The sequence below is a fragment of the Pseudoduganella sp. HUAS MS19 genome, from assembly GCF_053615455.1.
In genome coordinates this window covers 1,462,584-1,489,401 of sequence record NZ_CM132133.1, presented here as the reverse complement: position 1 = coordinate 1,489,401, position 26,818 = coordinate 1,462,584, and the positions used below count along the sequence as shown (strand labels likewise).

Annotated in this window: 25 protein-coding genes; 7 read left to right on the top strand and 18 right to left on the bottom strand. The window is 64.3% G+C overall.

Annotated elements, in window-relative coordinates; all coding sequences use genetic code 11:
- Window position 1: 1 nt before the first annotated feature.
- The 3 genes from glcF to ACWBU6_RS06935 are packed head-to-tail and all read right to left on the bottom strand — an operon-like array spanning window position 2 to window position 3,789.
- Complete coding sequence (glcF, locus tag ACWBU6_RS06945) at window positions 2-1,252, bottom strand: glycolate oxidase subunit GlcF (RefSeq protein WP_452648091.1); 1,251 nt, start codon at window positions 1,250-1,252, stop codon at window positions 2-4.
- Between the two features lies 1 nt (window position 1,253).
- Window positions 1,254-2,330, bottom strand: a complete 1,077-nt coding sequence (gene glcE / locus ACWBU6_RS06940; protein ID WP_452648090.1) for a glycolate oxidase subunit GlcE — start codon at window positions 2,328-2,330, stop codon at window positions 1,254-1,256.
- Window position 2,331: 1 nt separating this feature from the next.
- Window positions 2,332-3,789, bottom strand: a complete 1,458-nt coding sequence (locus tag ACWBU6_RS06935) for an FAD-linked oxidase C-terminal domain-containing protein (protein ID WP_452648089.1) — start codon at window positions 3,787-3,789, stop codon at window positions 2,332-2,334.
- A gap of 102 nt (window positions 3,790-3,891) precedes the next feature.
- Here ACWBU6_RS06935 and ACWBU6_RS06930 point away from each other — a divergent pair, with 102 nt between their 5' ends.
- Window positions 3,892-4,446 carry a cob(I)yrinic acid a,c-diamide adenosyltransferase gene (locus tag ACWBU6_RS06930; RefSeq protein WP_452648088.1) on the top strand — a complete coding sequence of 185 codons (555 nt, stop codon included), beginning with the start codon at window positions 3,892-3,894 and terminating at the stop codon, window positions 4,444-4,446.
- On the opposite strand, the gene ACWBU6_RS06925 is transcribed toward ACWBU6_RS06930, so the two are convergent.
- Window positions 4,443-5,339 (bottom strand): LysR family transcriptional regulator, encoded by an 897-nt coding sequence (locus ACWBU6_RS06925; protein ID WP_452648087.1) that lies wholly within the window; start codon window positions 5,337-5,339, stop codon window positions 4,443-4,445. The two genes, ACWBU6_RS06930 and ACWBU6_RS06925, sit on opposite strands and share 4 nt — an antisense overlap.
- Window positions 5,340-5,441: 102 nt before the next feature.
- Here ACWBU6_RS06925 and ACWBU6_RS06920 point away from each other — a divergent pair, with 102 nt between their 5' ends.
- Complete coding sequence (locus tag ACWBU6_RS06920) at window positions 5,442-6,662, top strand: SGNH/GDSL hydrolase family protein (protein WP_452648086.1); 1,221 nt, start codon at window positions 5,442-5,444, stop codon at window positions 6,660-6,662.
- Here ACWBU6_RS06920 and ACWBU6_RS06915 read toward each other — a convergent pair.
- The gene (locus ACWBU6_RS06915; RefSeq protein WP_452648085.1) at window positions 6,648-7,382 is read right to left on the bottom strand and encodes a M48 family metalloprotease; all 735 of its coding nucleotides are present in this window, start codon (window positions 7,380-7,382) and stop codon (window positions 6,648-6,650) included. The two genes, ACWBU6_RS06920 and ACWBU6_RS06915, sit on opposite strands and share 15 nt — an antisense overlap.
- A gap of 85 nt (window positions 7,383-7,467) precedes the next feature.
- Between ACWBU6_RS06915 and ACWBU6_RS06910 the strand changes: the two genes are divergently transcribed.
- A complete protein-coding gene (locus tag ACWBU6_RS06910; protein WP_452648084.1) occupies window positions 7,468-8,604 on the top strand; it encodes a hypothetical protein in 1,137 nt (378 codons plus the stop codon).
- Between the two features lie 2 nt (window positions 8,605-8,606).
- On the opposite strand, the gene ACWBU6_RS06905 is transcribed toward ACWBU6_RS06910, so the two are convergent.
- From ACWBU6_RS06905 to ACWBU6_RS06885, 5 genes are all read right to left on the bottom strand, one after another.
- Window positions 8,607-10,808, bottom strand: coding sequence for a hypothetical protein (locus ACWBU6_RS06905; RefSeq protein ID WP_452648083.1), 2,202 nt, complete (start codon window positions 10,806-10,808; stop codon window positions 8,607-8,609).
- 47 nt (window positions 10,809-10,855) lie between these two features.
- Window positions 10,856-11,158 (bottom strand): hypothetical protein, encoded by a 303-nt coding sequence (locus ACWBU6_RS06900; protein ID WP_452648082.1) that lies wholly within the window; start codon window positions 11,156-11,158, stop codon window positions 10,856-10,858.
- A 170-nt stretch (window positions 11,159-11,328) separates the two neighbouring features.
- Entirely contained in the window at window positions 11,329-13,197 is a 1,869-nt protein-coding gene (gene dxs, locus ACWBU6_RS06895; RefSeq protein WP_452648081.1) for a 1-deoxy-D-xylulose-5-phosphate synthase, read from the bottom strand.
- The gene (locus ACWBU6_RS06890) at window positions 13,198-14,088 is read right to left on the bottom strand and encodes a polyprenyl synthetase family protein (RefSeq protein WP_452648080.1); all 891 of its coding nucleotides are present in this window, start codon (window positions 14,086-14,088) and stop codon (window positions 13,198-13,200) included. It lies immediately after the preceding gene.
- Entirely contained in the window at window positions 14,085-14,324 is a 240-nt protein-coding gene (locus tag ACWBU6_RS06885) for an exodeoxyribonuclease VII small subunit (RefSeq protein WP_130315456.1), read from the bottom strand. The genes ACWBU6_RS06890 and ACWBU6_RS06885 overlap by 4 nt, the downstream gene beginning before the upstream one ends.
- A 262-nt stretch (window positions 14,325-14,586) precedes the next feature.
- Between ACWBU6_RS06885 and ACWBU6_RS06880 the strand changes: the two genes are divergently transcribed.
- The 3 genes from ACWBU6_RS06880 to ACWBU6_RS06870 are packed head-to-tail and all read left to right on the top strand — an operon-like array spanning window position 14,587 to window position 17,465.
- Window positions 14,587-15,687: an aromatic ring-hydroxylating oxygenase subunit alpha gene (locus ACWBU6_RS06880; RefSeq protein WP_452648079.1), complete on the top strand. Its 1,101-nt coding sequence runs from the start codon at window positions 14,587-14,589 to the stop codon at window positions 15,685-15,687.
- A complete protein-coding gene (locus ACWBU6_RS06875; RefSeq protein ID WP_452648078.1) occupies window positions 15,687-16,601 on the top strand; it encodes a DMT family transporter in 915 nt (304 codons plus the stop codon). The genes ACWBU6_RS06880 and ACWBU6_RS06875 overlap by 1 nt, the downstream gene beginning before the upstream one ends.
- Window positions 16,602-16,610: 9 nt before the next feature.
- On the top strand, window positions 16,611-17,465 hold the full coding sequence (locus tag ACWBU6_RS06870) for a sulfurtransferase (protein WP_452648077.1): 855 nt from the start codon (window positions 16,611-16,613) through the stop codon (window positions 17,463-17,465).
- A 136-nt stretch (window positions 17,466-17,601) separates the two neighbouring features.
- Here ACWBU6_RS06870 and ACWBU6_RS06865 read toward each other — a convergent pair whose 3' ends face one another.
- Window positions 17,602-18,402: a hypothetical protein gene (locus tag ACWBU6_RS06865; protein ID WP_452648076.1), complete on the bottom strand. Its 801-nt coding sequence runs from the start codon at window positions 18,400-18,402 to the stop codon at window positions 17,602-17,604.
- Between the two features lie 152 nt (window positions 18,403-18,554).
- On the opposite strand from ACWBU6_RS06865, the gene ACWBU6_RS06860 reads away from it, so the two are divergent.
- Window positions 18,555-18,740, top strand: a complete 186-nt coding sequence (locus ACWBU6_RS06860; protein ID WP_452648075.1) for a hypothetical protein — start codon at window positions 18,555-18,557, stop codon at window positions 18,738-18,740.
- Window positions 18,741-18,743: 3 nt separating this feature from the next.
- On the opposite strand, the gene ACWBU6_RS06855 is transcribed toward ACWBU6_RS06860, so the two are convergent.
- From ACWBU6_RS06855 to polA, 7 genes are all read right to left on the bottom strand, one after another.
- Window positions 18,744-19,211, bottom strand: coding sequence for a TssQ family T6SS-associated lipoprotein (locus ACWBU6_RS06855; RefSeq protein ID WP_452648074.1), 468 nt, complete (start codon window positions 19,209-19,211; stop codon window positions 18,744-18,746).
- Window positions 19,208-20,947, bottom strand: a complete 1,740-nt coding sequence (locus ACWBU6_RS06850; protein ID WP_452648073.1) for a serine/threonine-protein kinase — start codon at window positions 20,945-20,947, stop codon at window positions 19,208-19,210. The genes ACWBU6_RS06855 and ACWBU6_RS06850 overlap by 4 nt, the downstream gene beginning before the upstream one ends.
- Window positions 20,944-21,714: a PP2C family protein-serine/threonine phosphatase gene (locus tag ACWBU6_RS06845; RefSeq protein ID WP_452648072.1), complete on the bottom strand. Its 771-nt coding sequence runs from the start codon at window positions 21,712-21,714 to the stop codon at window positions 20,944-20,946. The genes ACWBU6_RS06850 and ACWBU6_RS06845 overlap by 4 nt, the downstream gene beginning before the upstream one ends.
- A gap of 11 nt (window positions 21,715-21,725) precedes the next feature.
- Window positions 21,726-22,328, bottom strand: coding sequence for a type VI secretion system-associated FHA domain protein TagH (tagH, locus tag ACWBU6_RS06840; protein ID WP_452648071.1), 603 nt, complete (start codon window positions 22,326-22,328; stop codon window positions 21,726-21,728).
- Window positions 22,329-22,382: 54 nt separating this feature from the next.
- The gene (locus ACWBU6_RS06835; protein ID WP_452648070.1) at window positions 22,383-23,096 is read right to left on the bottom strand and encodes a ZIP family metal transporter; all 714 of its coding nucleotides are present in this window, start codon (window positions 23,094-23,096) and stop codon (window positions 22,383-22,385) included.
- 130 nt (window positions 23,097-23,226) lie between these two features.
- Window positions 23,227-23,970, bottom strand: a complete 744-nt coding sequence (locus tag ACWBU6_RS06830) for a dienelactone hydrolase family protein (RefSeq protein ID WP_452648069.1) — start codon at window positions 23,968-23,970, stop codon at window positions 23,227-23,229.
- 82 nt (window positions 23,971-24,052) lie between these two features.
- Window positions 24,053-26,806 carry a DNA polymerase I gene (gene polA / locus ACWBU6_RS06825; protein WP_452648068.1) on the bottom strand — a complete coding sequence of 918 codons (2,754 nt, stop codon included), beginning with the start codon at window positions 26,804-26,806 and terminating at the stop codon, window positions 24,053-24,055.
- Window positions 26,807-26,818 lie beyond the last annotated feature (12 nt).

The window sequence follows — 26,818 nt, the reverse complement described above, 5'->3', positions numbered from 1 at the left end:
GCTAGCCGTGCAAGGCGCGGTCGAGCAGTTCGATCCAGTGTTCAACCGGGGTGGGGGTGCCGGACTGCAGGTGGCCGATACAGCCGATGTTGGCAGAGACGATCCGTTCGGCGCCGGTCTCGGCCAGGCTGGCCAGCTTGCGGTCGCGCAGTTGCTGTGACAGTTCCGGCTGCAGCAGCGAGTAGGTTCCCGCTGAACCGCAGCACAGGTGCGCGTCGCGGCACATTTTCACATGCACGCCGATCGCACGCAGCAATCCCTCGACCTTGCCACGAATTTGCTGGCCGTGCTGCAACGTGCAAGGAGGGTGCCATGCGACTGCCGTGCCGGCCCCGGCCTCGCCGCCGGCCTGGCGCGCGCCTGCCTGGCGCACCAGCTCCGCTTCGAACTCCGGTATGATCTCACTGAGATCGCGCGTCATGCCGGAGATGCGCGCCGCCTTCGCCGCATAGGCGATGTCGTGCGCCAGCAGGTGGCCGTAGTCCTTGACCGTTACGCCGCAGCCGGAAGCGGTCATCACGATCGCCTCCACCTGCCTTTGCGCCACCAAGGGCCACCACGCATCGATATTGCGGCGCATGTCTGCAAGCGCCGCCTCCTGGGCGTTCAGGTGAAAGCGCAGCGCGCCGCAGCAGCCGGCGCCGGGCGCCGCCACCAGCTGCACGCCCAACGTATCGAGTACGCGCGCGGTGGCTGCGTTGATGTTGGGCGCCATGCCCGGCTGCACGCAGCCTTCCAGCACCAGCATCTTGCGCGCATGCCCGCGCGTCGGCCAGGCCGTGGCCAGCCTGCGCTGCGGCAGCTTGTCCTGCAATGGCTTGCTGAGCCAAGGCTTGAGCAACTGGCCTGCACGCAGGGCCGGTTCGAACAGCCAGCGGCGCGGCAAAACCTCCTTCAGCACATAGCGCTTGATGCGCTCGGGCAGCTTGCGCGGCACGCGCTGTTCCACGACCTTGCGGCCAATATCGGCCAGGCGGCCATATTGGACGCCCGAGGGGCAGGTGCTTTCGCAGTTGCGGCAGGTCAGGCAGCGGTCCAGGTGAAGCTGGGTACTGGCCGATACCGGCGCGCCCTCCAGCACCTGCTTGATCAGGTAGATACGGCCGCGCGGTCCATCCAGCTCGTCGCCCAGCAGCTGGTAGGTGGGGCAGGTGGCCGTGCAGAAGCCACAATGCACGCAGGCGCGCAGGATCGCTTCCGCCTCATCGCCTTCCGGCGTGCCCTTGATGAAATCGGCCAGGTTCGTTTGCATATCAGTACATGCGGCCGCGGTTGAAAATGCCCGCCGGGTCGAAGGCGGCCTTCAAGCGGTCATGAATACGTGCGATGGCCGGCGCCAAAGGATGGAAAGCCCCCACTCCCGCGCCAAGCTCTTCGCTCTCCACCCGGTAGCGCGTGGCGTGGCCATCCGCCGCCGCCGCGGCGCGCCGGATGTCGTCAGCCACGCCGTGGTCGGTGCGCAGCCAGCGCTGTGCGCCGCCCCACTCGATCATCTGCTCGCCGCGCATGACCAGCGCGCTGGCAGTACCCGGCACCGAAAGACGCCACAGTTCCGCCGCTCCCGCTTCCGCGCCTGCGAAGAAGTCGCCCCGCTGGTCGCGCAGGGCGGTCCAGAATACCTCGCCCTCAGCCAACGCATCGCCTCCCATGCCCGATTGCGCCGTCCTGACCGCCGCCTGCGCCCCTGACAAGCGCACAGTCAGCAGGCCAGCGTGCCAGCACGTCGCCGACACCGGCAGCGGGCGCCCCGCCCATTCGTTCATCATGCGCAGCGCCCTGGCCTGATCCACCTCGAAGCGGACAGTCGCCTCGCAGAAAGGCACCGGCAGCACTTTCAGCGATACCTGCGTAATCAGCCCCAGCGTCCCCAGCGAACCTGCCAGCAGCCGCGATACGTCATAGCCTGCCACGTTCTTCATCACCTGGCCGCCGAAGGACAGCAACTCGCCGCGGCCATCCATCAGTTGCGCGCCCAGTACAAAATCGCGCAGCGCCCCCGCCGTCGCACGGCGCGGTCCCGACAGGCCGCTGGCCACCACGCCGCCAATGGTCGAAGCGGCGCCAAAACGGGGTGGCTCGAACGCCAGCATTTGGCCATTTTGGGCCAGCAGGGCCTCGATCTCCGCCAGTGGCGTGCCGCAGCGCGCCGTGATCACCAGCTCGCTCGGTTCATATGCGACTACGCCAGCATAGGCGCGCGTATCGAAGACATCGCCCACCACGTTCTGTCCGTACCAGTCCTTGGTGCCGCCACCGCGCAACAGCAACCGCATGCCGCCGGCACTGGCGGCCTGGATGCGGGCGCAAAACTGTTCGAGGATCGCATCCATGTCAGAACCTCGGCAATCCGGCGTGCGGCAAGCGCCCCGCACGCACATGCATCTTGCCGAACTCCGCGCAGCGGTTCAGGGTGGGAATGGCCTTGTTCGGGTTCAGCAGCGACAAGGGATCGAAAGCGTGTTTCACCGCAAGGAAGGCCGCCAGTTCGGCATCGCTGAACTGGGCGCACATGGAGTCGATCTTCTCGATGCCCACGCCATGCTCGCCGGTGATGGTGCCGCCCACCTCCACGCACAAAGCGAGGATCTCGGCGCCGAAGGCTTCCGCACGCTGCAGTTCGTCTGGCTGGTTGGCGTCGAACAGGATCAGCGGATGCAGGTTGCCGTCGCCGGCATGGAACACGTTGGCGCAACGCAGTCCGTACTTTGCTTCCATCTGACCGATGCCCAGCAGCACGCGCGCCAGCTGCTTGCGCGGAATGGTGCCATCCATGCAGTAGTAGTCGGGGGAAATGCGGCCCGCGGCCGGGAAGGCGTTCTTGCGCCCCGACCAGAATTTCAGGCGTTCCGCCTCGCTCGCCGATACCAGTACCGCACTGGCGCCGGCCGTCTTCAGCACGGCCGTCATGCGGGCGATTTCCTCCTCGACTTCGTCGACCGTGCCATCGGCTTCGCACAGCAGGATCGCAGCCGCATCGGTATCGTAACCGGCACGCACAAAGGGTTCCACCATGCGCGAGGAGGTACGGTCCATCATCTCCAGCCCGGCCGGGATGATGCCGGCCGCGATCACGTCCGCCACGGCGCTGCAGCTTGCAGCAACTTCATTGAACGATGCCATGATGACACGCGCGCTGGCGGGCCTTGGCACCAGCCTGACGGTGACCTCGGTGACAATGCCCAGCATGCCTTCCGAACCGATGAAGGCAGCCAGCAGATCCAGCCCCGGCGCATCCAGCGCTTCGCTGCCCAGCTCCACCATGTCGCCCTCGATGGTGGCCACGCGCACGCGCAGCACGTTGTGCACGGTCAGGCCGTATTTCAGGCAGTGTACGCCGCCGGAATTTTCCGCCACATTGCCGCCGATGGTGCAGGCAATCTGCGACGAGGGATCAGGCGCGTAATACAGGCCGTATGGCTGCGCCGCCTCGGAAATGGCGAGGTTGCGCACGCCCGGCTGCACCACTGCCGTGCGCGCATTGGCGTCCACGCGTACGATCCGGTTCATGCGCGCGGTGGACAGCACCAGCCCCTGCGCGATCGGCATGGCGCCGCCGGACAGGCCGGTGCCGGCGCCGCGCGGCACGATCGGTACCTTGAATTCGCGGCAGATCTTCAGCACCGCCAATACCTGCGCTTCGTCGGCCGGCAAGGCAACGGCCAGCGGAAGCTGGCGATAGGCAGACAGGCCGTCGCATTCGTAGGGACGGGTATCCTCCTGTTCGGACAGCACGCTGGACGGCGGTAAGGCCGCGCGCAGGGCGGCAACGAAGGCTGTGCTGTTATTCATTGATCCATTGTAAGTTCAAATCCTGCAACCACGCGGAAATCCCCTCCCAAGCAATGGTAATTTGTCGTATCCTGCCACCGTTATCGACAAATTGAGGCTGCAATGGGCAATCGACTCTCGAAAATCGCCACCCGCACCGGCGACAAAGGCACCACCGGCCTGGGCGACGGCTCGCGCGTGGACAAGGACAATGTGCGCATCCAGGCCATTGGCGAAGTGGATGAACTGAACTCCAACCTTGGCGTGCTGCTGGCCGAGCCGCTGCCGGACGAGATGCGCGAGGAACTGGTCTCGATCCAGCACGACCTGTTCGACCTGGGCGGGGAGCTGTGCATTCCCGGCTACCAGATGATCAAGGAAGAACACGTCGAGCGCCTGGACGCGCTGCTGGCCAAGTACAACGCCACGCTGCCGGCGCTGACGGAATTCATCCTGCCGGCCGGGTCGCGCGCCGCGGCGGTGGCGCATGTCTGCCGCACCGTCTGCCGCCGCGCCGAGCGCGCCATTGTCACCCTGGGCAAGACGGAAACCATTCACGACTTCCCGCGCCAGTACGTAAACCGCCTGTCGGACCTGATGTTCGTGCTGGCGCGCGTGCTGAACCGCTTTGCCGGCGGCAGCGACGTGCTGTGGCACCACGACCGCAAACGCGGCTAAAAGCCCGCCTGCGCGGCCAAGCGCTGCTGCAGGAAATCGAGCATGAGCCGCACGCGGTGCGGCAAATAGCGGCGGCTGGGGTAGAGCAGGTTCAGTTCCTGCCCGGGCCCCTGCCAGCCGGGCAGCACGCGGCGCAGCCTGCGCTGGGCCAGCAGGTCGTGCACCAGCCATTCCGGGCACAGGCCGATGCCGCCGCCCGCGGCCAGCGTGTCGCGGATGGCCAGCGCGTTGTTAACGCGATAACGGCCATGCGTAGCGACTGTCACGCTGCGCTCCCCATCCGACAGTTCGAGTTTGTCGCCGCTGCTTAGCCATGCGAAACGGATGTACTCGTGTTCGGACAGTTGCGCGGGCACTTGCGGCGTGCCGCGCTCTTTCAGGTAAGACGGCGCAGCGACCAGCAAACGCGGCGACTCGCCAACGCGGCGCGCGATCACCTGCGGCGGCAAGTCGCTGCCAAGGCGCACCGCGATATCGACGCCCTCCTCCACCAGGTCCGCCATGCGGTCGTTCAGGATCAGCTCCACTTCGATGCCCGGGTATTGCTGCAGGAAGTCCTGCACATGGCCGTTGAGGCAGAACTGGCCCAGGGCCACCGGTGCGTTGAGCCGCAGCAGACCGCTGGCGGCGGCTGTTTCGCCGCGCACGTCGGCCACCGCGTCGGCATATTCCTCAAGTACGCCGCGGGCGCGTTCGTAGAAACGGCGGCCGGGCATGGTGGGCGACAGGCTGGCGGTACTGCGTTCGAGCAGGCGCACGCCAAGGTCGTCCTCCAGCGCCGCAACGATCTTGCTGATGTTCGACTGCGTGGTGTGCTGTTCGCGCGCGACTGCCGACAGGCTGCCCAGTTCGACGGCGCGCACGAAGCATTGGAGGGAGCGTAAGGTATCCATAGTCATTCCATTTTGGACTTAACTATAGTTCATTTTGCCAGCTACCAGTCAGACAAAGAATAACCGACGATGACTCCACCTGAACCCACCTGGAGCATCCTCATGAAACGCCTCGCCTTATCCCTGGCAGCCTTGCTGGCCGCCACCGCCGTCCACGCCGCCGAGTGGCACACCACCTGGTACGCCGCTCCCATGCCCGCCTGGGGCAGCGAATTCGCACTGCCCACCATGATGCCGCCGGCATTCGAAGCCCAGACCGTGCGCGAAGTCGTGCGCACCAGCGTCGGCGGCGAACAGGTGCGCGTCACCTATTCCAACCGCTATGGCAGCGCGCCGCTCGTGATCGGCGAAGCGCGCCTGGCCCCCACCCGCGACGAACCATCGCGTGCCTCGTCGTCGCAGCAGGATGGCGCAGGTGTGCAGCTGACCTTTGGCGGCCGGCGCGGCATAACCATCGCGCCGGGGCAATCCGCCACCAGCGACGCCGCCGCGCTGCCGGTAGCGGCCCGCCAGCGCCTGTCGGTTTCGACCTGGCTGCCACAGCGTTCTTCGCTCACGACCTTCCATTGGGGCGCCCAGCAGACGGCCTTTGCAGCACCCGGCAACCTGGCCGCCGCCGCCGCGCTGCCACACGCGCAAGCGCTGACAGGCCGCAGTTTCCTGAGCGCCGTGCAGGTCGCCGGTCCCGCACGCCGCACCGTTGTGGCTTTCGGCGATTCGATCACCGACGGTAACGGCTCCACGCCCGACCGCAACCTGCGCTGGCCCGACCAGTTGGCCGCCCGCAGCGACGGTGTCGCCATCGTCAATGCCGGCATCTCAGGTGCACGGCTGCTGTCGGACGGCATGGGAGAAAAGGCGGCGGCGCGCTTTGAACAGGATGTGCTGTCGCAGCCGGGCGTCGACACGGTGATCGTCCTGCTTGGCATCAACGACATCGGCTGGCCCGGCAGCGCCTTCGCCCCGAACGAGACGCCCGCCACGGCCGGCGCCATGATCGCCGGCTACCGCAAGCTGATCGCCGCAGCGCGCGCGAGGCAGGTCCGCATCATTGGCGGCACCCTGCTGCCCTTCGAGGGTGCCCTGCAAGGCACGCCCTACTCCGGCCATTACTCGCCGGCCAAAGACCTGGTACGCCGCGAGGTGAATGAATGGATCCGGCAAAGCGGCGAGTTCGACGCCACCATCGATTTCGACCGGCTGCTGCGCGACCCGGCACACCCTTCGCGCCTGCGCCCCGAGTACGATTCCGGCGACCACCTGCATCCTGGCGACGCCGGCTACGCGGAAATGGCGCGCGCCGCAGCGTTAGTCGCCCAGTAAGCGCGACATGGCTTTGGCGAGGCTGAGGCGGGTGGCGCCGCTGGGGTGGCTGGCAAGCAGGGCTGGGGCGGCGGCATCGGCGGCGAGCTTGCTGTAAAAGCCCAGCATGGCGGAACAAGGCCAGCCGGCGCGATAGGCGAGCAACATGCCAAGCTGGTCGGCCTCCCTCTCCTGGATGGCAGAGAGCTTCGACAGCCGGAATTGCAGCGAGGTGTCGGAAGCGAGCCGTTCTTCAACCACATCGAGCGGCAAGTGGCGCCGGCTGTCGAGCAATGCTTCCGACAAGGTCTCGCGCCCGTGTTCTGCAACGGCATGCGCAATTTCATGCGCCAACAGGATCGCCAGTTCGCCGTCGTCCAGCCGCAGGCGCCGGACAAACAGGCTGCCGAGCAGCAGCTTGCCGCCTGCCTCGCTTTCGGCTTCCACCAGCGGGTCGTCGGTCACGTGCACCTCCCACGGCCATCCCGCAGCCTCGGGCCTGAGTGCAACAGCGGCATGCACCAGTCCCTCGCTGATGCGCTTCGCGCGAAACAGCAGGTCCTTGTCGCGGTCAAGCCGGCCGGCGGCGGCAAGCGACACCGTCCGCTCGATATACCGGTCTTCTGCGCGCTGCCCGACTTCTTCCGTCGCGAATCGCAGCTCCTGCCAGCGGCCGGAGTCGGGCACTTGCGCATTCGCCCGCGAAGCCATTACCAGGAATACCAGCAGGAGATAGCGCATTTCACCACCCACGATTGGAATAAACTGTTTATACCAATTTAGGCCACACCCGGCATTGGCACAAGATATTTGCTAGACTGCCCAGATGAAGAAAATTCAACAATATGCTTTTGCCATCGCGCTCGCATCGGCGGCCGGTGGCGCAATCGCCCAGGACACCACGCCCAGCGTCGAGGTGCAAGGCGTGAAGAACCCGGACATGAAATCCTACCGCGCCGTGGTGGCCGGCCTGGACGCCTTCGAGGAACACCACGCCCTGGCGCCGGCGGTGCCGGAGCTGCGCTTCCGGCTGGCGGCACGCGAGGGCCAGGAGCAAACTGCCGGCGATGCGCTCTACCTGCGCATTGTCGGCAACGGCGATCCGGTCCCTGTGCCCATCGCCCGGGACGGCACCTTCTCCCTGCCGCGCGTGCAATCGGCGATCGACGACGATGCCGACCTGATACTGAACCGCAAGAAGGGCGTGCTGAAAGGCTATCCCGATATCCGCACGCCAGGCCTGCCGGAAAACGTCCGCCGCCTGGGCGACCTGCGCCTGGAATGCCAGGTGATGATCGCCATCGCCAAGAAGGAAATGGGATTGATGATGAAATTGTTCGTCAACACGGTCACCATGACGAGCAACTGGTGCGCCATGAGCTTCGACAAGAAGAAGGTCAGGTTCTCCTTCCGCAGTCTGCGACCATTGGAAGGCGCGGAGATCGTGGACGGTGGGCGCCGCGAAAGGATCGAGACCAGCGATTTCAGCTACCGCTCGCCGATCGGCGAAAGCGATTGGTCGAACGAAGCGCGCATCGAGCTGCGCTACGCCCCCGAACTGACCCCGGAAGAGAAAGCCGACCCCTGGCTGCAAACGCTGTTCGTGGTCGGTTCGATGAGCGATTGGGCTTCGCGCAACCCGCTGCGCAAGGTTGAAGAAGGCATCTATACGGCCGAAATGGCACTGGCTAGGGGCTCACATTCGTTCAAGGTGGGTACCCGCGGCCTGACGGCGATCGACCTTGGCGCGCCGGCGCCGGAACAGCAGGCCCAGGACGGGGTGGCCGTGCCACTGGCAAAACAGGGCAAGCGCCTGCGGCTCAAGGTGGAGCGCGCAGGCCGCTACGCGTTCACCCTCGATGCGCGCGACAAGGACGCGCCGACGCTGCGCGTGGCGCGCCTGCCGCAAGACAGCGCCGTGACGCCAGGGCCGGCACCAGCCACTGGCGCCACGGCGCACTGACGTCAATTGCCTCCGCGCAGTTCGCGCTCGCGCAGCCGGATGCTTTCCAGTACCGGCTGAATCACCTTGCGTTGCTGCAAAGCTTGCAGCAAGGTTGATTGGGCATCGGCAGCTTCATCCTGCCGCCCCTGTTCTTCCAGCGCATCGCTGAAGCGGTCGACGTAATAGTGGTAGTCGAAGTGCGACAGCGTTTCCGCCGCCAGCTGCGGCTTGGCCAGCAGCGCTTCCCGGAACAGGCGCGAGCCGGCGCCGATGTCGGCGCGCTGCACCAGCAGCGTGGCCTGGGCATCGCGCGCCGACAACAGCTGGCCGTCCGGCAGCCTGGACATGTCGAGCGATTTGCCTTCGCGTACCAGCGGCGAGGCCAGCGCCACTTTCGCATGCAGGGCCGCACGCGACTCCGGCAGGCGCTCCACCAGGGTATTCAGGGTATCCAGGCCGGACCCCAGCACGCGGCTGCCGTCGAAGCTGAGGATGCGCCCCACATCTTCGGTGAGCAAGTCCTGCGCAAGATACTCTTCGTCGTAACTGCGCGGCGGCGAAATGCGCAGGTGCAGCGGCGGCGAGACGATGTCTTCCGTCTCCAGGTGCAGGCAGAGCTGGATCGTATAGCGGCCTGGCTCGGAAATATCCCAGCCGTTGCGGCCAGCCGAGATAAACAGCGACTGGTAGGTGGCCTGGCCCGCCAGCAGCACGCGTTTCTTCTCCTCCCAGCAGCGGTTGGCGTAAGGATGGAAGCTGCGGGCTTCCTTGCCTTCCTTCTTGATGATGACGGTCATGTGCTCGAGCTCCTCCAGGATCTTGTCCTCGATGAGCTGCGGCTGGTCGCTGGTGTTGGTCAGCTTCAGGTCCAGCGTGATCGGTTCCAGGAAGTCGAAGCGGGCATCGGCCCGGTTGACGCGCGCCTCCAGCTTGAAGCTCGGTTCCGGCAATACGCGGGCCTGCTCGAAGCCGTGGTGGTCGAACCAGGCCGCATTGCCCATCTGGACAAACCGGGCCGGCGCATGGCGCAGGAACAGCAGTTCCTGGTCGCTGAAACGGAACTGGAAGTTGCTGAAGAATGCGGTCTGGCCACCGGCCACGTTATAGGGATAGTTCATGAAGCTGCGCGCTTCCGGCTCATTGCCCAGGCCGGGATGCCACGGCACGCCCATCGCCTTCTGCCAGGAGTGCGCCAGGTTGAAGGCGTGGCCCATTTCGTGGGCGGCGGTCCAGAACACCATGCGGTTGATCCAGGCTGCCGGGTTGGGGTCGCCGGCCGGCGGCACCGTAATGAAGGAGTTGGTGAAGATGGCCGTCCCTTGCCGGTGGTTGGGGCCGATATCGTCGAACATGATGCCGCCCAGGCTGCTTCCTTGTTCGTGCTGGGCGGCGAAGAAGGTCCACAAGGCCCACTGCGCCTTGCTGGCGAACTTCGACCAGTAGACTTGCATGGCATCGTGCATTTCCTGGTCGCTCCACTTGCCGTTGCCGCCGGCTCCTGCCAGCGGGACGATGCTGGGAGCGGGCGTGGTGGTGACGTCAAAGCCGGCACGCTGGTAAACCTTTTGCAGGGTCAGCGTTTCGCTCGGCAGGCTGGCCGGCCGGTTGGGATGGGCGTGGGTCTGGATCGCGAACACCGGCTTGGCATCGGCGGTGCAGTCGAACTCGAACTGGACCGGGTGGAAGTACGGCGATTCGTACTGAAAGCCGCGCACGCGCTTGGCCCCGCCGCCACCGGTGAAGATGGCCACGGCTTTGCGCAGGCCGGGGAAAATGCTGGTCGTGACCAGGAGTTCGACGTTGGTGTAGGGGAAGGCGGCCACATTGCCATCCTTGTACCAGATCGTCCCCAGGTACTGGTTGGGGTTGGGGCCTGGCTTCAGCTTGGCGATCCAGTGTGTCTGCTGGCTCAACAGGCGCGTGATGGTACCGCTGGCCGTCATTTGCGGATAGCGCCCGTCAATATCGAGGCACAGCCGCTCGGATGTCAGCGGGAAAACGATGTCCAGCTGGTCGGTCGGGCCGCTGTCCTCCAGCGCCAGCTTGCCGGCGACGGCCGGCAGCGGCACCGAGGTGTTCCACAAATACAGGCCGCTCGCCGTCACCAGCAGCGGCGGTACCGGCAAGATGGGCAAATCCAGCGCTTCGATACTGTCTTGCTCGACCGGTTCCGCCAGGCTGGCCGGCTGCATGACGCCGGCCGGGGTGTCTTGAACACGCATGATGTCTCCTTTCAGAAATTACTGGCCGCCGCGGGCCAGCGCGCACCCTACACGTAACCGAACGGTGCTTGCGAAATCCTGAATTGGATAGCCTTGCCCGGGCCGACATTGATGCCGGCCCATAAGGTTTGTATGAGGTCGATTTCGGTGCTGGCCTGTTGCCCTGAAGCGGGCAGCGCGACTTCCAGCACGGCCCTGCCATCGGCGGCTTGCGTGCTGCCAGCGGCGGCAAAGCCTGTTTGCATACGCGTGGTTACGTGGTCCAGGTTCAGGACTTCCACGCCATTCAGGCGCGCGACGACGCGATCGTCGTCGAAGCCTTCTTGCAATTCAAGGTGCAAGGTTTGCATGGCCTGGCTAGGTGGTTGGACCTGGAACTAAACCAGTATAGGCAGGCACGGCCGCCACAAATACGCACATAATCACATGATGCGCGTAAGCGACTCAGCCAGACGCGGCGGCCGCTCCAAATGACAACGGCGCCTTGCCGGGCGCCGTTGTCATCTCAGCCGTTGCCAAGTCAGCCGTTGTTGACGACCAGCCGTGGCTCGTCGCCGAAGCGGGCCTTGATCGAGGCCGCGATGCCGGCAGCATCCAGGCCCACCAGCGCCAGCAGCTTGGCCGGGTCGCCGTGGTCGATGAACTTGTCCGGCAGGCCGAGCATCTGGAGCGGCTTGGTGATGCCTTGCGCCGACAGCGCTTCCGCCACGGCTGCGCCGGCGCCGCCCATGATGCAGCCCTCTTCCACCGTCACCAGGAAATCGTGGTCGGCGGCGAGCTGCCTGACCAGTTCCACGTCCAGCGGCTTGACGAAGCGCATGTTCGCCACAGTAGCGTTCAGCAGGTCGGCCGCGCCCATGGCAGGCGCCACCATCGAGCCGAAGGCCAGGATGGCGATCTTCTGCCCTTTGCGGCGGATTTCGCCTTTACCGATCGGCAGCGTGCTCAGTTCCTGCGCAATAGGCGCGCCGATGCCGGCGCCGCGCGGATAACGTACGGCGGCGGGACCCGGATAGTGGTAGCCGGTCGACAGCATCTGGCGGCATTCGTCCTCGTCGGACGGCGCCATCACCACCATGTTCGGAATGCAGCGCAGGTAAGCCAGGTCGTAATTGCCGGCATGGGTTGCGCCGTCGGCGCCTACCAGGCCGGCACGGTCCAGCGCAAAGGTCACGTCCAGGTCTTGCAGCGCCACGTCGTGGATCAGCTGGTCGTAGGCGCGCTGCAGGAAGGTCGAGTAGATCGCCACGACAGGCTTGAGCCCTTCGCAGGCCAGGCCGGCGCCGAAAGTCACCGCGTGCTGCTCGGCGATGCCGACGTCGAAGTAGCGGTCGGGATGCTCCTTCTCGTAGCGCACCATACCAGAACCTTCGCGCATGGCAGGCGTAATCGCCACCAGGCGCTTGTCCGCCTTGGCCATGTCGCACAGCCAGTCGCCGAATACCTCGGTATAGGTTTTCTTGGAAGGCGCCAGCGCGGGCTTGATGCCTTCGGCCGGGTTGAACTTGCCGGTGCCGTGGTACAGGATAGGCTCGGCCTCGGCCAGCTTGTAGCCCTGGCCCTTGCGGGTAACCACGTGCAGGAATTGCGGGCCCTTGAGCTGCTTGATGTTCTGCAGGGTCGGGATCAGCGAATCGAGGTCGTGGCCATCGATCGGGCCGATGTAGTTGAAGCCCAGCTCTTCGAACATGGTGGCAGGCACCACCATGCCTTTGGCGTGTTCCTCCAGGCGCTTGGCCACTTCCAGCAGCGGGCCCGGCAGCACGGACTTGCCGACATTCTTGGCGGCGGCATAGAACTGGCCGGACATCAGGCGCGCCAGATAGCGGTTCAGTGCGCCGACCGGCGGCGAGATCGACATGTCGTTGTCGTTCAGGATCACCAGCAGGTTGCAGTCCTTTTCCACGCCGGCGTTGTTCAACGCTTCGAACGCCATGCCCGCGGTCATCGAGCCGTCGCCGATCACGGCGATCGAGTGGCGGTGCTCGCCCTTGATCTTGGCGCCCAGGGCCATGCCCAGCGCAGCGGAGATCGAGGTCGAAGAGTGCGCGGTGCCGAAGGTGTCGTATTCCGATTCCACGCGGCGCGGGAAGCCGGAAATGCCGTTCAACTGGCGCAGCGTATGGAACTGGTCGCGGCGGCCGGTCAGGATCTTGTGCGAATAGGTCTGGTGGCCCACGTCCCACACGATGCGGTCTTGCGGCGTGTTGAACACATAGTGCAGGGCGACGGTCAGTTCCACCGTGCCCAGGTTGGACGACAGGTGGCCGCCGGTCTTGGACACGGAATCGAGCAGGAAGCTGCGCAGTTCCTCTGCCAGTGGCGTGAGCTGGTTGCGGCCCAGCTTGCGCAGGTCGGCCGGGTTATTGATGGTTTCGAGCAGTTTCATTTATGCCTTTCTCTGCACGATCAGGTCTGCGAGTTCACGCAGGCGCAGAGCTTGTTCTCCGAACGGCGCCAGCGCAGCATGCGCATCCTGCCGCAGTTTTTCCGCCAGGGCGATCGACGGCTCCAGGCCGAGGATGGATACGTAAGTCGGCTTGTTGTCCGCCGCATCCTTGCCCGCCGTCTTGCCCAGCGTGGCCGAATCGGCCGTCGCGTCGAGCACATCGTCCACCACCTGGAATGCCAGGCCGATGGCGCGCGAATAAGCGTGCAGCGCCGCCAGCTCGGCTTGCGTCAAATCCTTGCCCGCCATGGCGCCCAGCACCACGGAGGCGCGCAGCAGCGCACCGGTCTTGAGCTGGTGCATGCGCTCCAGCTGTTCCAGGGTCAGGCTGATGCCGACGCTATCGAGGTCGATGGCCTGGCCGCCGCACATGCCGGCCGAACCGGCCGCCTCGGCCAGCAGTCGCAGCATGCCGACCAGGCGTTGCGGCGGCACCGAATCGACGCCGGCCAGCACGCTGAAGGCTTGCGCCTGCAGCGCATCGCCCACCAGCAGCGCGGTCGCTTCGTCATAGGCGACATGGACGGTCGGCTTGCCGCGGCGCAGCGCGTCGTCGTCCATGCAAGGCATGTCGTCGTGCACCAGCGAATAAGCGTGGATCATTTCCAAGGCGGCGGCGGCGCGGCTCAGGGCCTGCGCATCGGCGCCGGACAGCGCACCGGCAGCATGCACCAGCAGCGGGCGCACGCGCTTGCCGCCATCGAGCACGGCGTAGCGCATGGCGGCGTGCAGCTTGGCCGGGACGGCGTCTTCGGCCGGCAGGTAGGCGGACAAGTCCTGCTCCATGCCGGCCTGGATGGTTTTCATCCAGTCCTGGAACGATGCGGTCATTGGGCTGCCTCCTCGCCTTCGGCGAAGGGCTTGAGCATGTCGCCCTCCAGCACCTTGACCTGGGCCTCGACCTTGTCGAGCTGTCCGGCGCAGAACTTCACCAGTTCGGAACCGCGGGCATAGGCCGCGACCGAAGCTTCCAGCGGCAGTTGGCCGGCTTCCATCTGGCTGACCAGCTGGGCCAGTTCGGCCATCGCTTCCTCAAAGGTGGCGGGCGCATTCATTTTCTTGGTCATAAAGCTGTATAACACTAGTGTAGCCCGCTATTTTAGAACAAACTCCTGTATTCGGTCTAAAAAGCGGCCTCTAATCAGGGCGGGAACGTTGCAATTACATTCACGCCGCCAGCCGGGCGCCCGCCATCAGAAAGTTCAGCGAAGATAGCCTGTTTCGCGCTATAATCTCCGGTTCTGTCCGAAATACCGTTTTTATTCTCTGAATTCAGGTCTTTGCGGATCTTTCTCTTCTTGGTTTGATATTTAATTAAGGGGGGTTTGGATGTCCGATCTGGGTAGCCACGCCAAGCTGGCGCGTTCGAACGCGCAACTTCCGGTCAACGTCTATTTTGACGAAACGCTGCTGCAGCGTGAAATGCAGGAACTGTTCAAGAAAGGCCCGCGTTACGTCGGCCACGAGCTGATGGTGCCGAATATCGGCGACTTTGCCACGCTGGCGGCTGAAAATGAAGGCCGCATGCTGGTCCGCAATGCCAACGGCATCGAACTGCTATCCAATGTTTGCCGCCATCGCCAGGCGCTGATGTTCAATGGCCGCGGCAATGCCGACACCATCGTCTGCCCGCTGCACCGCTGGACCTACGACCTGAAGGGCGAGCTGATTGGCGCGCCGCACTTCCCCGACACCCCGTGCCTGAACCTGCCGAAAGCCAGGCTGCAAAACTGGAACGGGCTCCTGTTCGAGCAGAACGGCTACAACGTCATGGAGAAGCTGGGCACCCTGTCCGTCACCAAAGACCTGGATTTCAGCGGCTACATGCTGGACCACGTGGAAGTGCACCACTGCGACTACAACTGGAAGACCTTCATCGAGGTCTACCTGGAGGACTACCACGTCGAGCCATTCCACCCGGGCCTGGGCAGCTTCGTCACCTGCGACGACCTGCGCTGGGAGTTCGGCCAGGACTACAGCGTGCAGACCGTGGGCGTGAACCGCGGCCTGAAGAAATCCGGCTCCGACACCTACCAGAAATGGCACGAGCAGCTGCTCAAGTTCCGCAATGGCGAGCCGCCAAAGCACGGCGCCATCTGGCTCACGCTCTACCCGAACATCATGGTCGAGTGGTATCCGCACGTGCTGGTGGTATCGACTCTGTGGCCGGAAGGCCCGAACCGCACCCGCAACGTGGTGGAGTTCTACTATCCGGAAGAAATCGTGCTGTTCGAGCGGGAATTCATCGAAGCCGAACGCGCAGCCTATATGGAAACCTGCGTCGAGGACGATGAAATCGGCGCCCGCATGGACGCCGGCCGCAAGATCCTGATGGAGCGCGGCGAGAACGATGCCGGCCCGTATCAGTCGCCGATGGAAGACGGCATGCAGCACTTCCATGAATGGTACCGGAGCAAACTGGACATCTGATGCAATCGCTCTGGATGTTAGTTGCCAGTTTCCTGTTCGCCGCCATGGGGGTGTGCGTGAAACTGGCGTCCGGTGAATTCAGTGTTTCCGAAATGGTGATGTACCGCGGGATGATCGGCATGGTCATCCTGTTCACCATGCTGCGCCTGCAAGGGGGCAGCCTCAAGACCGCCATGCCGCTGGCCCACTTGTGGCGCGGCGTGGTCGGCGTCGTCTCCCTCTGGATGTGGTACTACACCATCGCCAAGCTCCCCCTGGCTACCGCCATGACGCTCAATTACATGGCGCCGATCTGGATCGCCGTGTGGCTGTTCGGCCATGGCTGGTGGCACCGGAAGAACCGCGTCGAATGGCCGCTGATCCTGGCCGTCGGCATGAGCTTTATCGGCGTCACCTGCCTGCTGCAGCCGGCTTTCGACGCCAACCAGCTGGGCCCCGCGCTGGTGGCACTGGGTTCGTCCGTGCTGTCGGCCATGGCCTATATGCAGGTGCGCAAGCTGGGCCTGGCCGGCGAGCCGGAATCGCGCGTGGTGTTCTTCTTCAGCGTGACCAACTTCGTGGCCGGTTTCGGCGGCCACGTACTGGAAAGCGGCTGGAACTGGCATCCGCTGGACAATGCGCACGGCGTGTTCCTGATGCTGGGCATTGGCCTGTGCGCCACCGCCGCGCAAGTGGCGATGACGCGCGCCTACCGCCTGGGCAAGACGCTGGTGGTGGCCAACCTGCAGTACACCGGCATCGTCTTTTCCAGCATCTGGGGCGTGCTGCTGTTCAGCGACAGCTTTGGCTGGCTTAGCTGGGTGGGGATGGCGATCATCCTGCTGTCCGGTGTGGCCGCAACGTTCTACAATACGCGCAGCACGGAACGTGGCAAAGCCATTTCCGAAACCGACCCGATTGCCAGCGAAGTATAAGGACCAAGCATGTTCACGACCCTGATCGACGCCAACACCCTTTCGCAGCACCTGACGGACCCGCAATGGGTCATCCTCGATTGCCGCCACGACCTGATGAACCCGGACCACGGCCGCAATGCCTTTGCCGAAGGCCACATCCGGAACGCGCAATTCGCCAATATCGACACCGACCTCTCGGGCCCGAAGACGGACGCCGACGGCGTATTCCGCGGCCGCCATCCGCTGCCGGAGCGCGCGGCGCTGCTGGAGACCCTGCGCCGCTGGGGCATCAATGACGACACGCAGGTTGTCGCCTACGACGCGCACGGCGGCATGTACGCAGCGCGCCTGTGGTGGCTGCTGCGCTGGGTTGGGCACGGCGCGGCAGCAGTGCTGGACGGCGGCCTGGCCGCCTGGAGCGCCGCCGGCCAGCCGCTGGTGATGCCGGTCGCCGAACGCCCGCGCGGCAAGCTCGCCGACAAGGCAGCGCTGGTGCGCACGGTATCGGCGGGCGCCCTGCTTGAAAACCTCGATACAAAGCGACTGCAAGTCATCGACGCCCGCGCCAGCGACCGCTTCCGCGGCGAGAACGAAACGATCGACCCGGTAGGCGGCCATATCCCCGGCGCGCGCAACCGCTTCTTCAAAGACAACCTGCAAGCCGACGGCCGCTTCAAGGACGCAGCGGCGCTGCAGCAGGAACTGGCCCCAGTGGTGGGTACGCCAGCGAACGCCGTCATGCAATGCGGCTCCGGCGTAACCGCCTGCCACAACCTGCTCGCGCTGGAAATTGCCGGCCTGCCAGGCGCCGCGCTGTATCCCGGCTCCTGGTCCGAATGGTGCGCCGACAGCAGCCGCCCCATCGCCACCGGCCCCATCTGATCGCCCGCCACCATACAGTCCAGCTCGTGTCACACCATGGGGTCACACCCCAAGTGTGACACGGGCTCGGCACTAATACGGACGAGGTCGTGTCACTATTAGGGTGTGACCCCAAGGGGTGACACGGGCTCGGGCGTTAGTCTCCGCCGCCGCAACCGCTGCCGCAGCTGCTGCCACAACTACTGCCTCCGCTGTCGCAGCTGGAACTGGAGGAATCGCTGCAGCTGAGCGAGCTGCCGCAGCCGGTGCCGCAACTGCTGCCGCCACCACCATCGCTGCTGTTGCCTGCTTGCTGGCGGGCGCGTTCTTCGAAGTCGTTGAACTGGGCAGTCGTGATCAGGCCGGCCGTCAGCAGGCCGGCCGCTGCCAGCTGCGGCGGGCAGTGGATGTTCGCGTCGAAGCCGCCCTGCGCATCGAGCTGGCTGTAGCCTGGCTGGCCGCGCTTGACCGCGTATCCGAAACCGAACGGCATCTTTAATTTCTTGTCCAGCAAGAAGAGCGATGGCATCCGCGGTCCTTCCGGGTTCAGGCCTTCAGCCTGCCGTGCCCGTACCAGGCAGACCGCCAGCGCGTCATCCACCCGGCCGTCCATGGCAGAAGCTTCCACATGCGGCACCACCCGGCCGAAATGCTTGCGGCAGAATGCTTCCAGTTTGAGCGGCGAGAAACGCAGCCAGGCGTGCCACACGGAGTCGGCCGCCTTCGATGGCAGCGCACATGGCTTCGTGTCCTGCGCGGCACACGCGAAGAAGTCGAGCAGCCCTATCGTGGCGCGGGCAAAAAAAACGGCATCCGTCGGGATGCCGTGGTATTCGAGGCGTGCGCTGCTTTTCCAGTAATGATAGAGGCCGGGTGGTAATTCCTTGAGGGCCTTGCCGTGCCGCGAACGCTGCGTGATGCGCCGCGCGTACCAGGTATTCAACATTGTCCAAATCATGATGCCAGCCTATAAAAAGATTGTGACAAGTGTATGACAACGTGGCGCGCTTGCCGCACCAGCTCGCTTTTCGTTGGAAATTTCGCGGTGAAAGTGTGACTATGTTCTTGGGAGTTCGTCGGGGATAACGGACTTGTTGCGAGAGCAAACATATGAAAATCAGAACAGAGCTGGCGGCCGCGGAATTCGAAACGCAGGACATCGTCCAGATTGCCATGCGCATCAACGTGGAAGCAGGCAGCATTCATGCCTGGATCTTCCTGAAGCAAAATGGCTTCCGGGACGAGGAGATCATGAACTTGCTGCGTCACACCCCGTCATTGCGCGTCGTTCACTAGCAGTTACTTTTTTTTTGCGGCTTCCTTGCGGGCCCGTTCGAACGAAGGGGTCCACAGCGGATGGCCCTTCTCGCCCGGGCTCAGGTTGAAAGACTTGTCCAGCTTGAAGGCCTTGACGAACTGCTGGCGGCACAGCGTGGTGCGGTTGGTGACGCAGTAGCTGAAGGCGGTATATTTCAGCGCTTCCAGTTGCAGCGGCTTCTCGGCATTGGCCAGTTCGGGCGCGCTGAGCTGCTTGATCGCACCGTTGAAATTGCCGGCCTTGTACATTTCAATGCCGGCATTCAGTGCCTTGCGCGCATCCGGCACTTCCGGCTCCGGCGGCGGGGCAGGAGGAGCAGCCTTCTTGACCGGCGGCGGTGCGGTTTCCTTTGCAGTCGCGGGAGCGGCCGACTTGTCTTGCAGCGGGCCGAAGGATTCACAGCCGGCCAGCAGCAGCGCGGCGGCGATCAGGAAAATCTTATTTTTCATTGTCCAAAGTCATGCTTGATGGTGACCGGCTTCCTTGCGTCCACAGTGACTTTCTGGACATAGGGCGGGAAATTGGGGTTCTCGAGGCGCACTTCATGCTCGCCCAGCGGCAGCGTCAGTTTCTTCAAAGGCGGTGTGATGCCTTTCTGGACGCCGTCAACGTAGATTGTAGCCCACGGCTGCACTGCGATGCTCAGTGACCCGGTCGTTGCAGCGGGAGCTTCGCTTGGCGCGGCTGCAGTGCCCGGCGCAGCTTGCGCTGCCGGTGCCGCACCGGCCGTCGCGGAGGCATTGGTGCTGCTGCCGGCAACGGCAAGCTGCGGCTCGGCCGCCGGCGTGCCGGCAGCAGCGACAGTGCCTGCCGGCGCTTCGCCTGCCGCTGCCGCACTGGCCGATGCTTCGCCGCTTGCGCTGGCCACCGCCTGGACTTGCGCGCCCGCTGCCTCGGGCGCGGCAGGCTTGACCGGGCTGCCGTCGGCAAACCAGGTAATGCCGGCGACCAGCAAGGCCAGCACGCAAAGGCCGCCGGCGATAATATTGTTCGATGGGCGCGCGCTGCGTGCCACAGGCGCTGTTTGCTTGCCCGATTTGCTGCTGGTCTTATTTCGGCTGGAGCGTTTTCCGGAATCGAACGGCGAGCTTGCGCTCGGGCTCGAACTGGCGCTGGCTTCAGCGGAGCCGGGCGCGCCCTTTTCGGCGTTGCGGGCCGCCCGCACACGATTGCGGCGCGCGGCACTTTCCGACGATGCCTTGGCGGCGCTGGCTTGCGCGGCTTCGGCAGTGCCTTCGGCGGCGGCTGCCGCAGGCGCATTATTGCTGTCGGCCGCCGGCGCAGCAGCCGGCGCGGCAGCGTCAAAGCCCAGCAGCGCGGAGAACTCCGCGATCGATTGCGGACGGATCTCGGGACGCACGGCCATGCCGCGGTCGATCGCTTCCAGGAATTGGTTGCTGTAGCCTTCGCGCCCGCTGATCGCCAGCGGCTCGATCGGATCGTTCAGCATGCGCGCCACGGCTGCCGGCGGCGCCTTGCCGGTGATCGCGGCGTACATCACGGCCGACAGCGAGTAGATGTCGGTCCAAGGGCCCTGGCGCATCGACTCGTCGTCGGCGTACTGCTCGACAGGGGCAAAGCCGGGCTTCAGGATTACGGTCAGCGACTGCGCCATGTCCTGCACGATCTGGCGCGCGGCGCCGAAGTCGAGCAGCACCGGTTGGCCATCCGGCTGGATCATGATGTTTTCCGGCGAAACGTCGCGGTGCAGGATCTTGGCCGCGTACAGCACGTCCAGCGCGCCCAGTACCGGCTGCAGCAGGCGCTTGAGCCACGCTTCGTTGACCAGTTCAGGATTGTCGCGGATCACCGATTTAAAGGTGCGCCCTTCGTAATAGCGCATGGCCATGTATGCCGTGCCGTGCGATTCCCAGAAACGGTACACCTTGACCAGTGCCGGGTGGTCGAATTGGGCCAGCAGGCGCGCTTCGTTGATGAAGCTGCGCAGGCCGGCGCCGAATGCTTCCGCATGGCGCTTGGAACGCACCGTCACCGTATTGTCGGTCGTGCGCGAGGCCAGTGCCGACGGCATGTATTCCTTGATCGCCACCGTGCGTTGCAGCGAGTGGTCGAAGGCGAGGTAGACGATGCCGAAACCGCCCTCCCCGATCACTTCGCGGATCTCGAATTCCGCGACGCGGGTGCCGATTGGCAGGCTGTTAGGCAGTTCGACTGCTTTGTTCATGGAGCTTCACCAATAAAGATAGCCTGCGCGCTGTAATTATCGCGGGCCTTGTGCACCAGGCCCGCGCGCTCGTCGGCCAGGGCGCAGAGGGCGGTCAGCCATTCCTGCGCGCTGCCTGCTTTTGCCAGCAGCAATTCCATCTGCGGCTCGGCCACCCATTCCCACAGGCCGTCGGTGCAGATCAGGATCGCATCGCCGGCGCGCAGAGACATCGGCGGCATCACGGACGGCGGTACTTCGTTGTCGGTGCCAATAGCAGCATACAGCACATTGCGCTTGGGATGGCTGCGCGGATCGGCGCCGGCGGCCAGGCCGGCATCGATCATCTGTTGCACCATGCTATGGTCGCGCGTGGCATGCAGCAGGCGCCCCCGGCGGAACAGATAGATGCGGGTGTCGCCCATGTGCGCCCAGGTTGCCTGGGCGCCGGCGCGGTCCACCAGCGCCAGCGCCACGGTGGCGCTCATGCCCTGCAGCGCAGGGCGCTGTTTCTTGCTGCGTGCAACCGCGATTGCCGCTTCGGCCACCATGGCCGGCGTGGCATCGGCGCTGAAGGCGGGGTGCGCGCCGAAATTGGTCAGCACCGTCTGCACCACCGTCTGGGAGGCGACTTCGCCGCCCTCATGGCCGCCCGCGCCGTCGGAAACGACAAAACACACCAGTTCACCGCGCTCGGCACGGCCAATGGCATCCTGGTTGGATGCACGTCCGCCGACGGAGCTGACCTCCGCGACATTGAGCGCAATGCGCTGGGGCATATCGGCCATGATCGATTCCCTTATTCCATCTCGTCCTGGCGGCGCTCATAGGCGTTCAGGAAAGCATCGCCCAGCGTACCGTTGAAGTCGGAAGCAGTCGCCTTAACCAGGGCGGCATGGCTGGCGCGGTAGCTGTCCCACAACGCTGCTTTGCGCGCCATCGGCAGGGCCGTGCCCAGCACGCTGCGCTTCTGTTTGTCCTCGAGCGCTTTCGGCGAGACGCGCGCCAGGGCTTCCGCGACGGTGCCCTCCATGCCGGCCTTCATGCACTTCTGGTGGGCGGCCAGGTCGGCAAAGGCATCTTCCAGCGCTTCCACCGGGCCCATAAAACCGGGCATTTTCTTGCGCAGCATCTGGGTTTTGGCAGCCTGGCTGTCCGGCAGGAATTTGAGGGGATTATTGTTGCGTACGACGACGACAGTTGCGTCTGCGTGAATGTTGCGCTTGAGTTCCGCGCGGCTCACCAGCAGGCCATGGGCGCCGCTGATCGAAGTTGCGACCAGTTTTCCCAGCATTTCCATGAATTCCGGCGTCAGTTGCCAGTTCGGTTGCACCCCTGCGCCGCGCTGGAAAGCGGCCATCAGGGCATCTGCAGTGTGGTTTTCGGTCGAGGTTTCAAGCATGAGGGATCTCCTATCCCCCGTAGCGTAGCAAAAATGATGCCAATGCGTAACAGTTCAATGCGTATCGTGCGCGCCGGCAGTGAAAAATAGCACAATTACAACACCAAGTGCAATTAAGAAAACTTGCGGAATGGTTTCGCGCATGGTGGCGCGGCGCTGCATTTGTGGCATCAAGTCGCTGACGGCAATGTAAATGAAGCCGGACGATGCAAACACCAGCACGTAGGGGATCAGGTTGCTGGCCTTGTCCAGCGTATAGTAGCCCAGCACGCCGCCAGCCACGGACAGCAGGCTGCACAGCAGGTTGTAGACATAGGCGCGGGTACGCGTGAAGCCGGCATTGAGCAGCACGATGAAGTCGCCGATTTCCTGTGGAATTTCGTGGGCAATGATGGCCACACCGGTAACGATGCCCAGTTGCGGGTTGGCCAGGAAGGCGGCCGCGATCAGGATGCCGTCGGTGAAATTGTGCATCCCGTCACCCAGCAGGATCATCCAGCCGGCGCGGCCGGCTTCCGCCTTGTCGTGGCCGTGGTGGTGGTGGTGGCCGTCATGCTCGTGGTGATGCGAGTGGCGCAGGATTGCCAGCTTTTCCAGCAGGAAGAAGGCCAGCAGGCCGGCCAGCAAGGCGCCGAACAGGTGGCGCGGGTCGGTGCCCGACTCGAACGCTTCCGGCAGAGCATGCAGCAGTGAGGTGGACAGCATGATGCCGACCGACAGGCTGACCATCTTCTCGACCACCTTGGACAGCAGGGCGAACGAAAACACCGCCGCTGCCGTAATACTGGCAACGCCGGCAATCGTAGTGGCCAGCAGGATGGAGGTCAGGACGGGGTCGATGGTGCTTCCTTCTTGTGCAAACCGGGCATTTTACCGCCCTGCCGCATTTTTCGCTAACTTAGACCACGCCGTGGGCGCGGAACCAGTCCAGGGCCCGCTGCCAGCCGTCTTGCGCGTCGTCCGCCCGGTATTCGGGGCGGTAGCCGGCATGAAAGCCATGGGAGGCGTCGGGATAGACGTGAAATTGCGATTGGCTGCTGCCCAGGGCCAGTGCGGCACGCATCTGTTCCACCGTTTCAGGCGGGATAAGCTCGTCCTTGCCGCCATACAGCCCGAGCACCGGCACCGTCAGGGACGGCGCAATATCGACCGGCAGCGCGGGCCACTTGGCCGTACGTTCTGTGACCAGGCGGCCATACCAGGCCACGCCGGCTTTGACGCGCGGGTTATGGTGGCTGTACAACCAGGTAATGCGGCCGCCGTAGCAGAAACCGGTGACTCCCAGCCGCTCGACGTCCGCGCCATAAGTGCGCGCCCACTCCACCACCGCATCCAGGTCCTTCATCACCTGCGCATCGGGGGTTTTGCGGACGATGTTTGCCATCAGCGCAGGAATCGGCTGCTCGCGGCGGGCATCGCCCTGGCGCACAAAGAGGTCGGGTGCCAGCGCCAGGTAGCCGGCTTGGGCAAAGCTGCGCGCCACATCTGCAATATATTCGTGCACGCCGAAGATTTCAGAAATGACAAGTATGACGGGCGGCCGGTTCGTGTGTTCCGGATAGGCGACGTAGACCGGCACGGCCTGACCATCCACTTCGAGATCGATGGTGGCGCCAACTTGCGAGTCTTTTATTGTTATCATTTCAAGTAAGTTGACAAGGTTTGTCGGAGCCGACTGCCAAAATTTGTCAGTACTGACAAATTTTGGCGCTCGAAGAAGCTGTTCAGTGGGCTTCTTCCCAGTTGCAGCCGACGCCAACTTCCGCCACCAGCGGCACCTTGAGTTCGGCCACGCCGGACATCAGCTTCGGCAGCATGTCCTTGACCAGCGCCAGTTCGGCATCCGGCACTTCCAGCACCAGTTCGTCGTGCACCTGCATGATCATCTTGCTCGCCAGGCCTTCGCGCTCGAGCCAGTCCTGCACCGCGATCATGGCCAGTTTGATCAGGTCGGCCGCCGTGCCTTGCATCGGCGCATTGATCGCCGCGCGCTCGGCGCCCTGACGGCGCGGGCCGTTTGGCGAATTGATCTCCGGCAGCCACAAACGGCGGCCGAACACTGTCTGCACATAGCCGCGCGCCTTGGCTTCGGCACGGGTTTCGTCCATATAGCGCTTGACGCCGGAGAAGCGGGCGAAATAGCGGTCGATATAGTTCTGCGCCGCAGTGCGGTCGATACCCAGGTTGGCCGCCAGGCCGAAGGCGCTCATGCCGTAGATCAGGCCGAAGTTGATCACCTTGGCGTAGCGGCGCTGCTCCGGCTGCACATCGGCCGGCGCCACGCCAAAGATTTCGGCAGCGGTGGCGCGGTGGATGTCCTCGCCGTCGGCGAAGGCGCGCAGCATTGCCTCATCGCCTGAGATGTGGGCCATGATGCGCAGCTCGATCTGCGAGTAGTCGGCCGAGACGATGTGCGAGCCAGGCGGCGCGATGAAGGCTTCGCGGATGCGGCGTCCTTCGGCGGTACGCACCGGGATGTTCTGCAGGTTCGGATCGTTCGACGCCAGGCGGCCGGTGATTGCCACCGCTTGCGCATAGTTGGTGTGCACGCGGCCGGTGAGCTTGTTGATCATCTTCGGCAGCTTGTCGGTATAAGTCGACTTGAGCTTGGCCATGCCGCGGTACTCCAGCAGCACCTTCGGCAACGGATAGTCCTCGGCCAGCTTTTGCAGCACCTCTTCGTCAGTGGACGGCGCCCCGCTTGGCGTCTTCTTCACCACCGGCAATTCCAGCTTGGTGAAGAAGATCTCGCCGATCTGCTTCGGCGAGCCGAGGTTGAACGGCTGTCCTGCCAGCTCGTAGGCTTTCTGCTCCAGTTCCAGGATGCGCGCGCCCAGTTCGTTGGACTGGGTGGCCAGCAGGCCGGCGTCAATCAGCACGCCGTTGCGCTCGATCTTCTGCAGCACGACGGCAGTCGGCAGCTCGATGGTGTTATAGATGCGGGTCAGCCCTTCGTCGCCGGAGACCTGGCCGTGCATTGCCAGGTGCAGGCGCAGCGTGATGTCTGCATCTTCCGCCGCGTACTCGGTAGCGCGGCCGATTTCAACCTGGTCGAAGCCGATCTGGCTGGCGCCCTTGCCGCACACTTCTTCGTAAGCGATGGTCTTGTGGTTCAGGTGGCGTAGCGCCAGGCTGTCCATATCGTGCGTGCGGTGCGATTCGAAGACATACGATTGCAGCAGCGTGTCGTGCACGATGCCGCGCAAGGTCACGCCATGGTTGGCGAAGACGTGCGCGTCGTACTTCAGGTTCTGGCCCAGTTTCGGCTTGCTGCCGTCTTCCAGCCAAGGCTTCAGCCTGGACAGCACCCAGTCGCGCTGCAATTGCTGCGGCGCGTCCGGATAGCGGTGCGCCAGCGGGATGTAGCAGGCGATGCCCGGCTCGGTGGACAAGGAAATGCCGACCATTTCAGCCAGCATCGGTTCCAGCGAGGTAGTTTCGGTATCGAGCGCGGTCAGCGGAGCGGCTTCGATGCGCGCCAGCCATGCCTCAAGCTGTTCCTCGGTCAGCACCGTTTCATAGCTGATGGTCGCCGGCGGCGCGGCAAACAGGTCCGCCGTGGCGCCAGGCGCCGGCGCTGCGGCGCCCGCACTGCCCGGCGCGGGTGCAGCCGGGGTCAGCCCGGACAGCTCGCGCAGCAAGGTCTTGAAACCGTACTTGGTAAAGAAGGCAACCAGCTGCTCGCGGTCCTCATCCTTCGCGCCCAGCGATTCGGAAATCGACATCATGTGCGCCGACAGGTCGCAGTCCGTCTTCACGGTAATCAGTTCGCGCCCCTTCGGCAGCCATTCCAGCGCAGAACGCAGGTTGCCGCCCACCACGCCGCCGATCTTGTCTGCGTTTTCCATGATGCCTGCCAGGCTGCCGTATTCCTGCAGCCATTTCAGCGCGGTTTTCGGGCCGCACTTGGCCACACCAGGCACGTTGTCGACTGTATCGCCGATCAGGGTCAGGTAATCGATGATGCGGTTCGGTGGAACGCCGAACTTGGCCAGCACGCCCGCCTCGTCCAGCTTCTCGTTGGTCATGGTGTTGATCAGCATGACTTTCGGCGTAACCAGCTGGGCCAGGTCCTTATCGCCAGTGGAAATCACCACCTCCATGCCTGCCTGCTCGGCCTGCACCGACAGCGTACCGATCACGTCGTCCGCTTCCACGCCCTCCACCATCAGGATCGGCCAGCCCATGGCGCGCACCGCCTCGTGGATAGGCTCGATCTGCAGGCGCAGGTCGTCCGGCATCGGCGCGCGGGTCGCCTTATAGTCGGGATACATATCATCCCGGAAGGTTTTGCCCTTGGCATCGAATACGCAGGCAATGTAGGCAGCCGGGAAATCGGCGCGCAGGCGGCGCAGCATATTGACCATGCCGTGCATGGCGCCGGTTGGATGGCCTTCGGCGCTGCGCAGGTCAGGCAAGGCATGGAAGGCACGGTACAGGTAGCTGGAACCATCGACCAGCAACAGGGTCTTTTGCATAGCGGGAGCGTG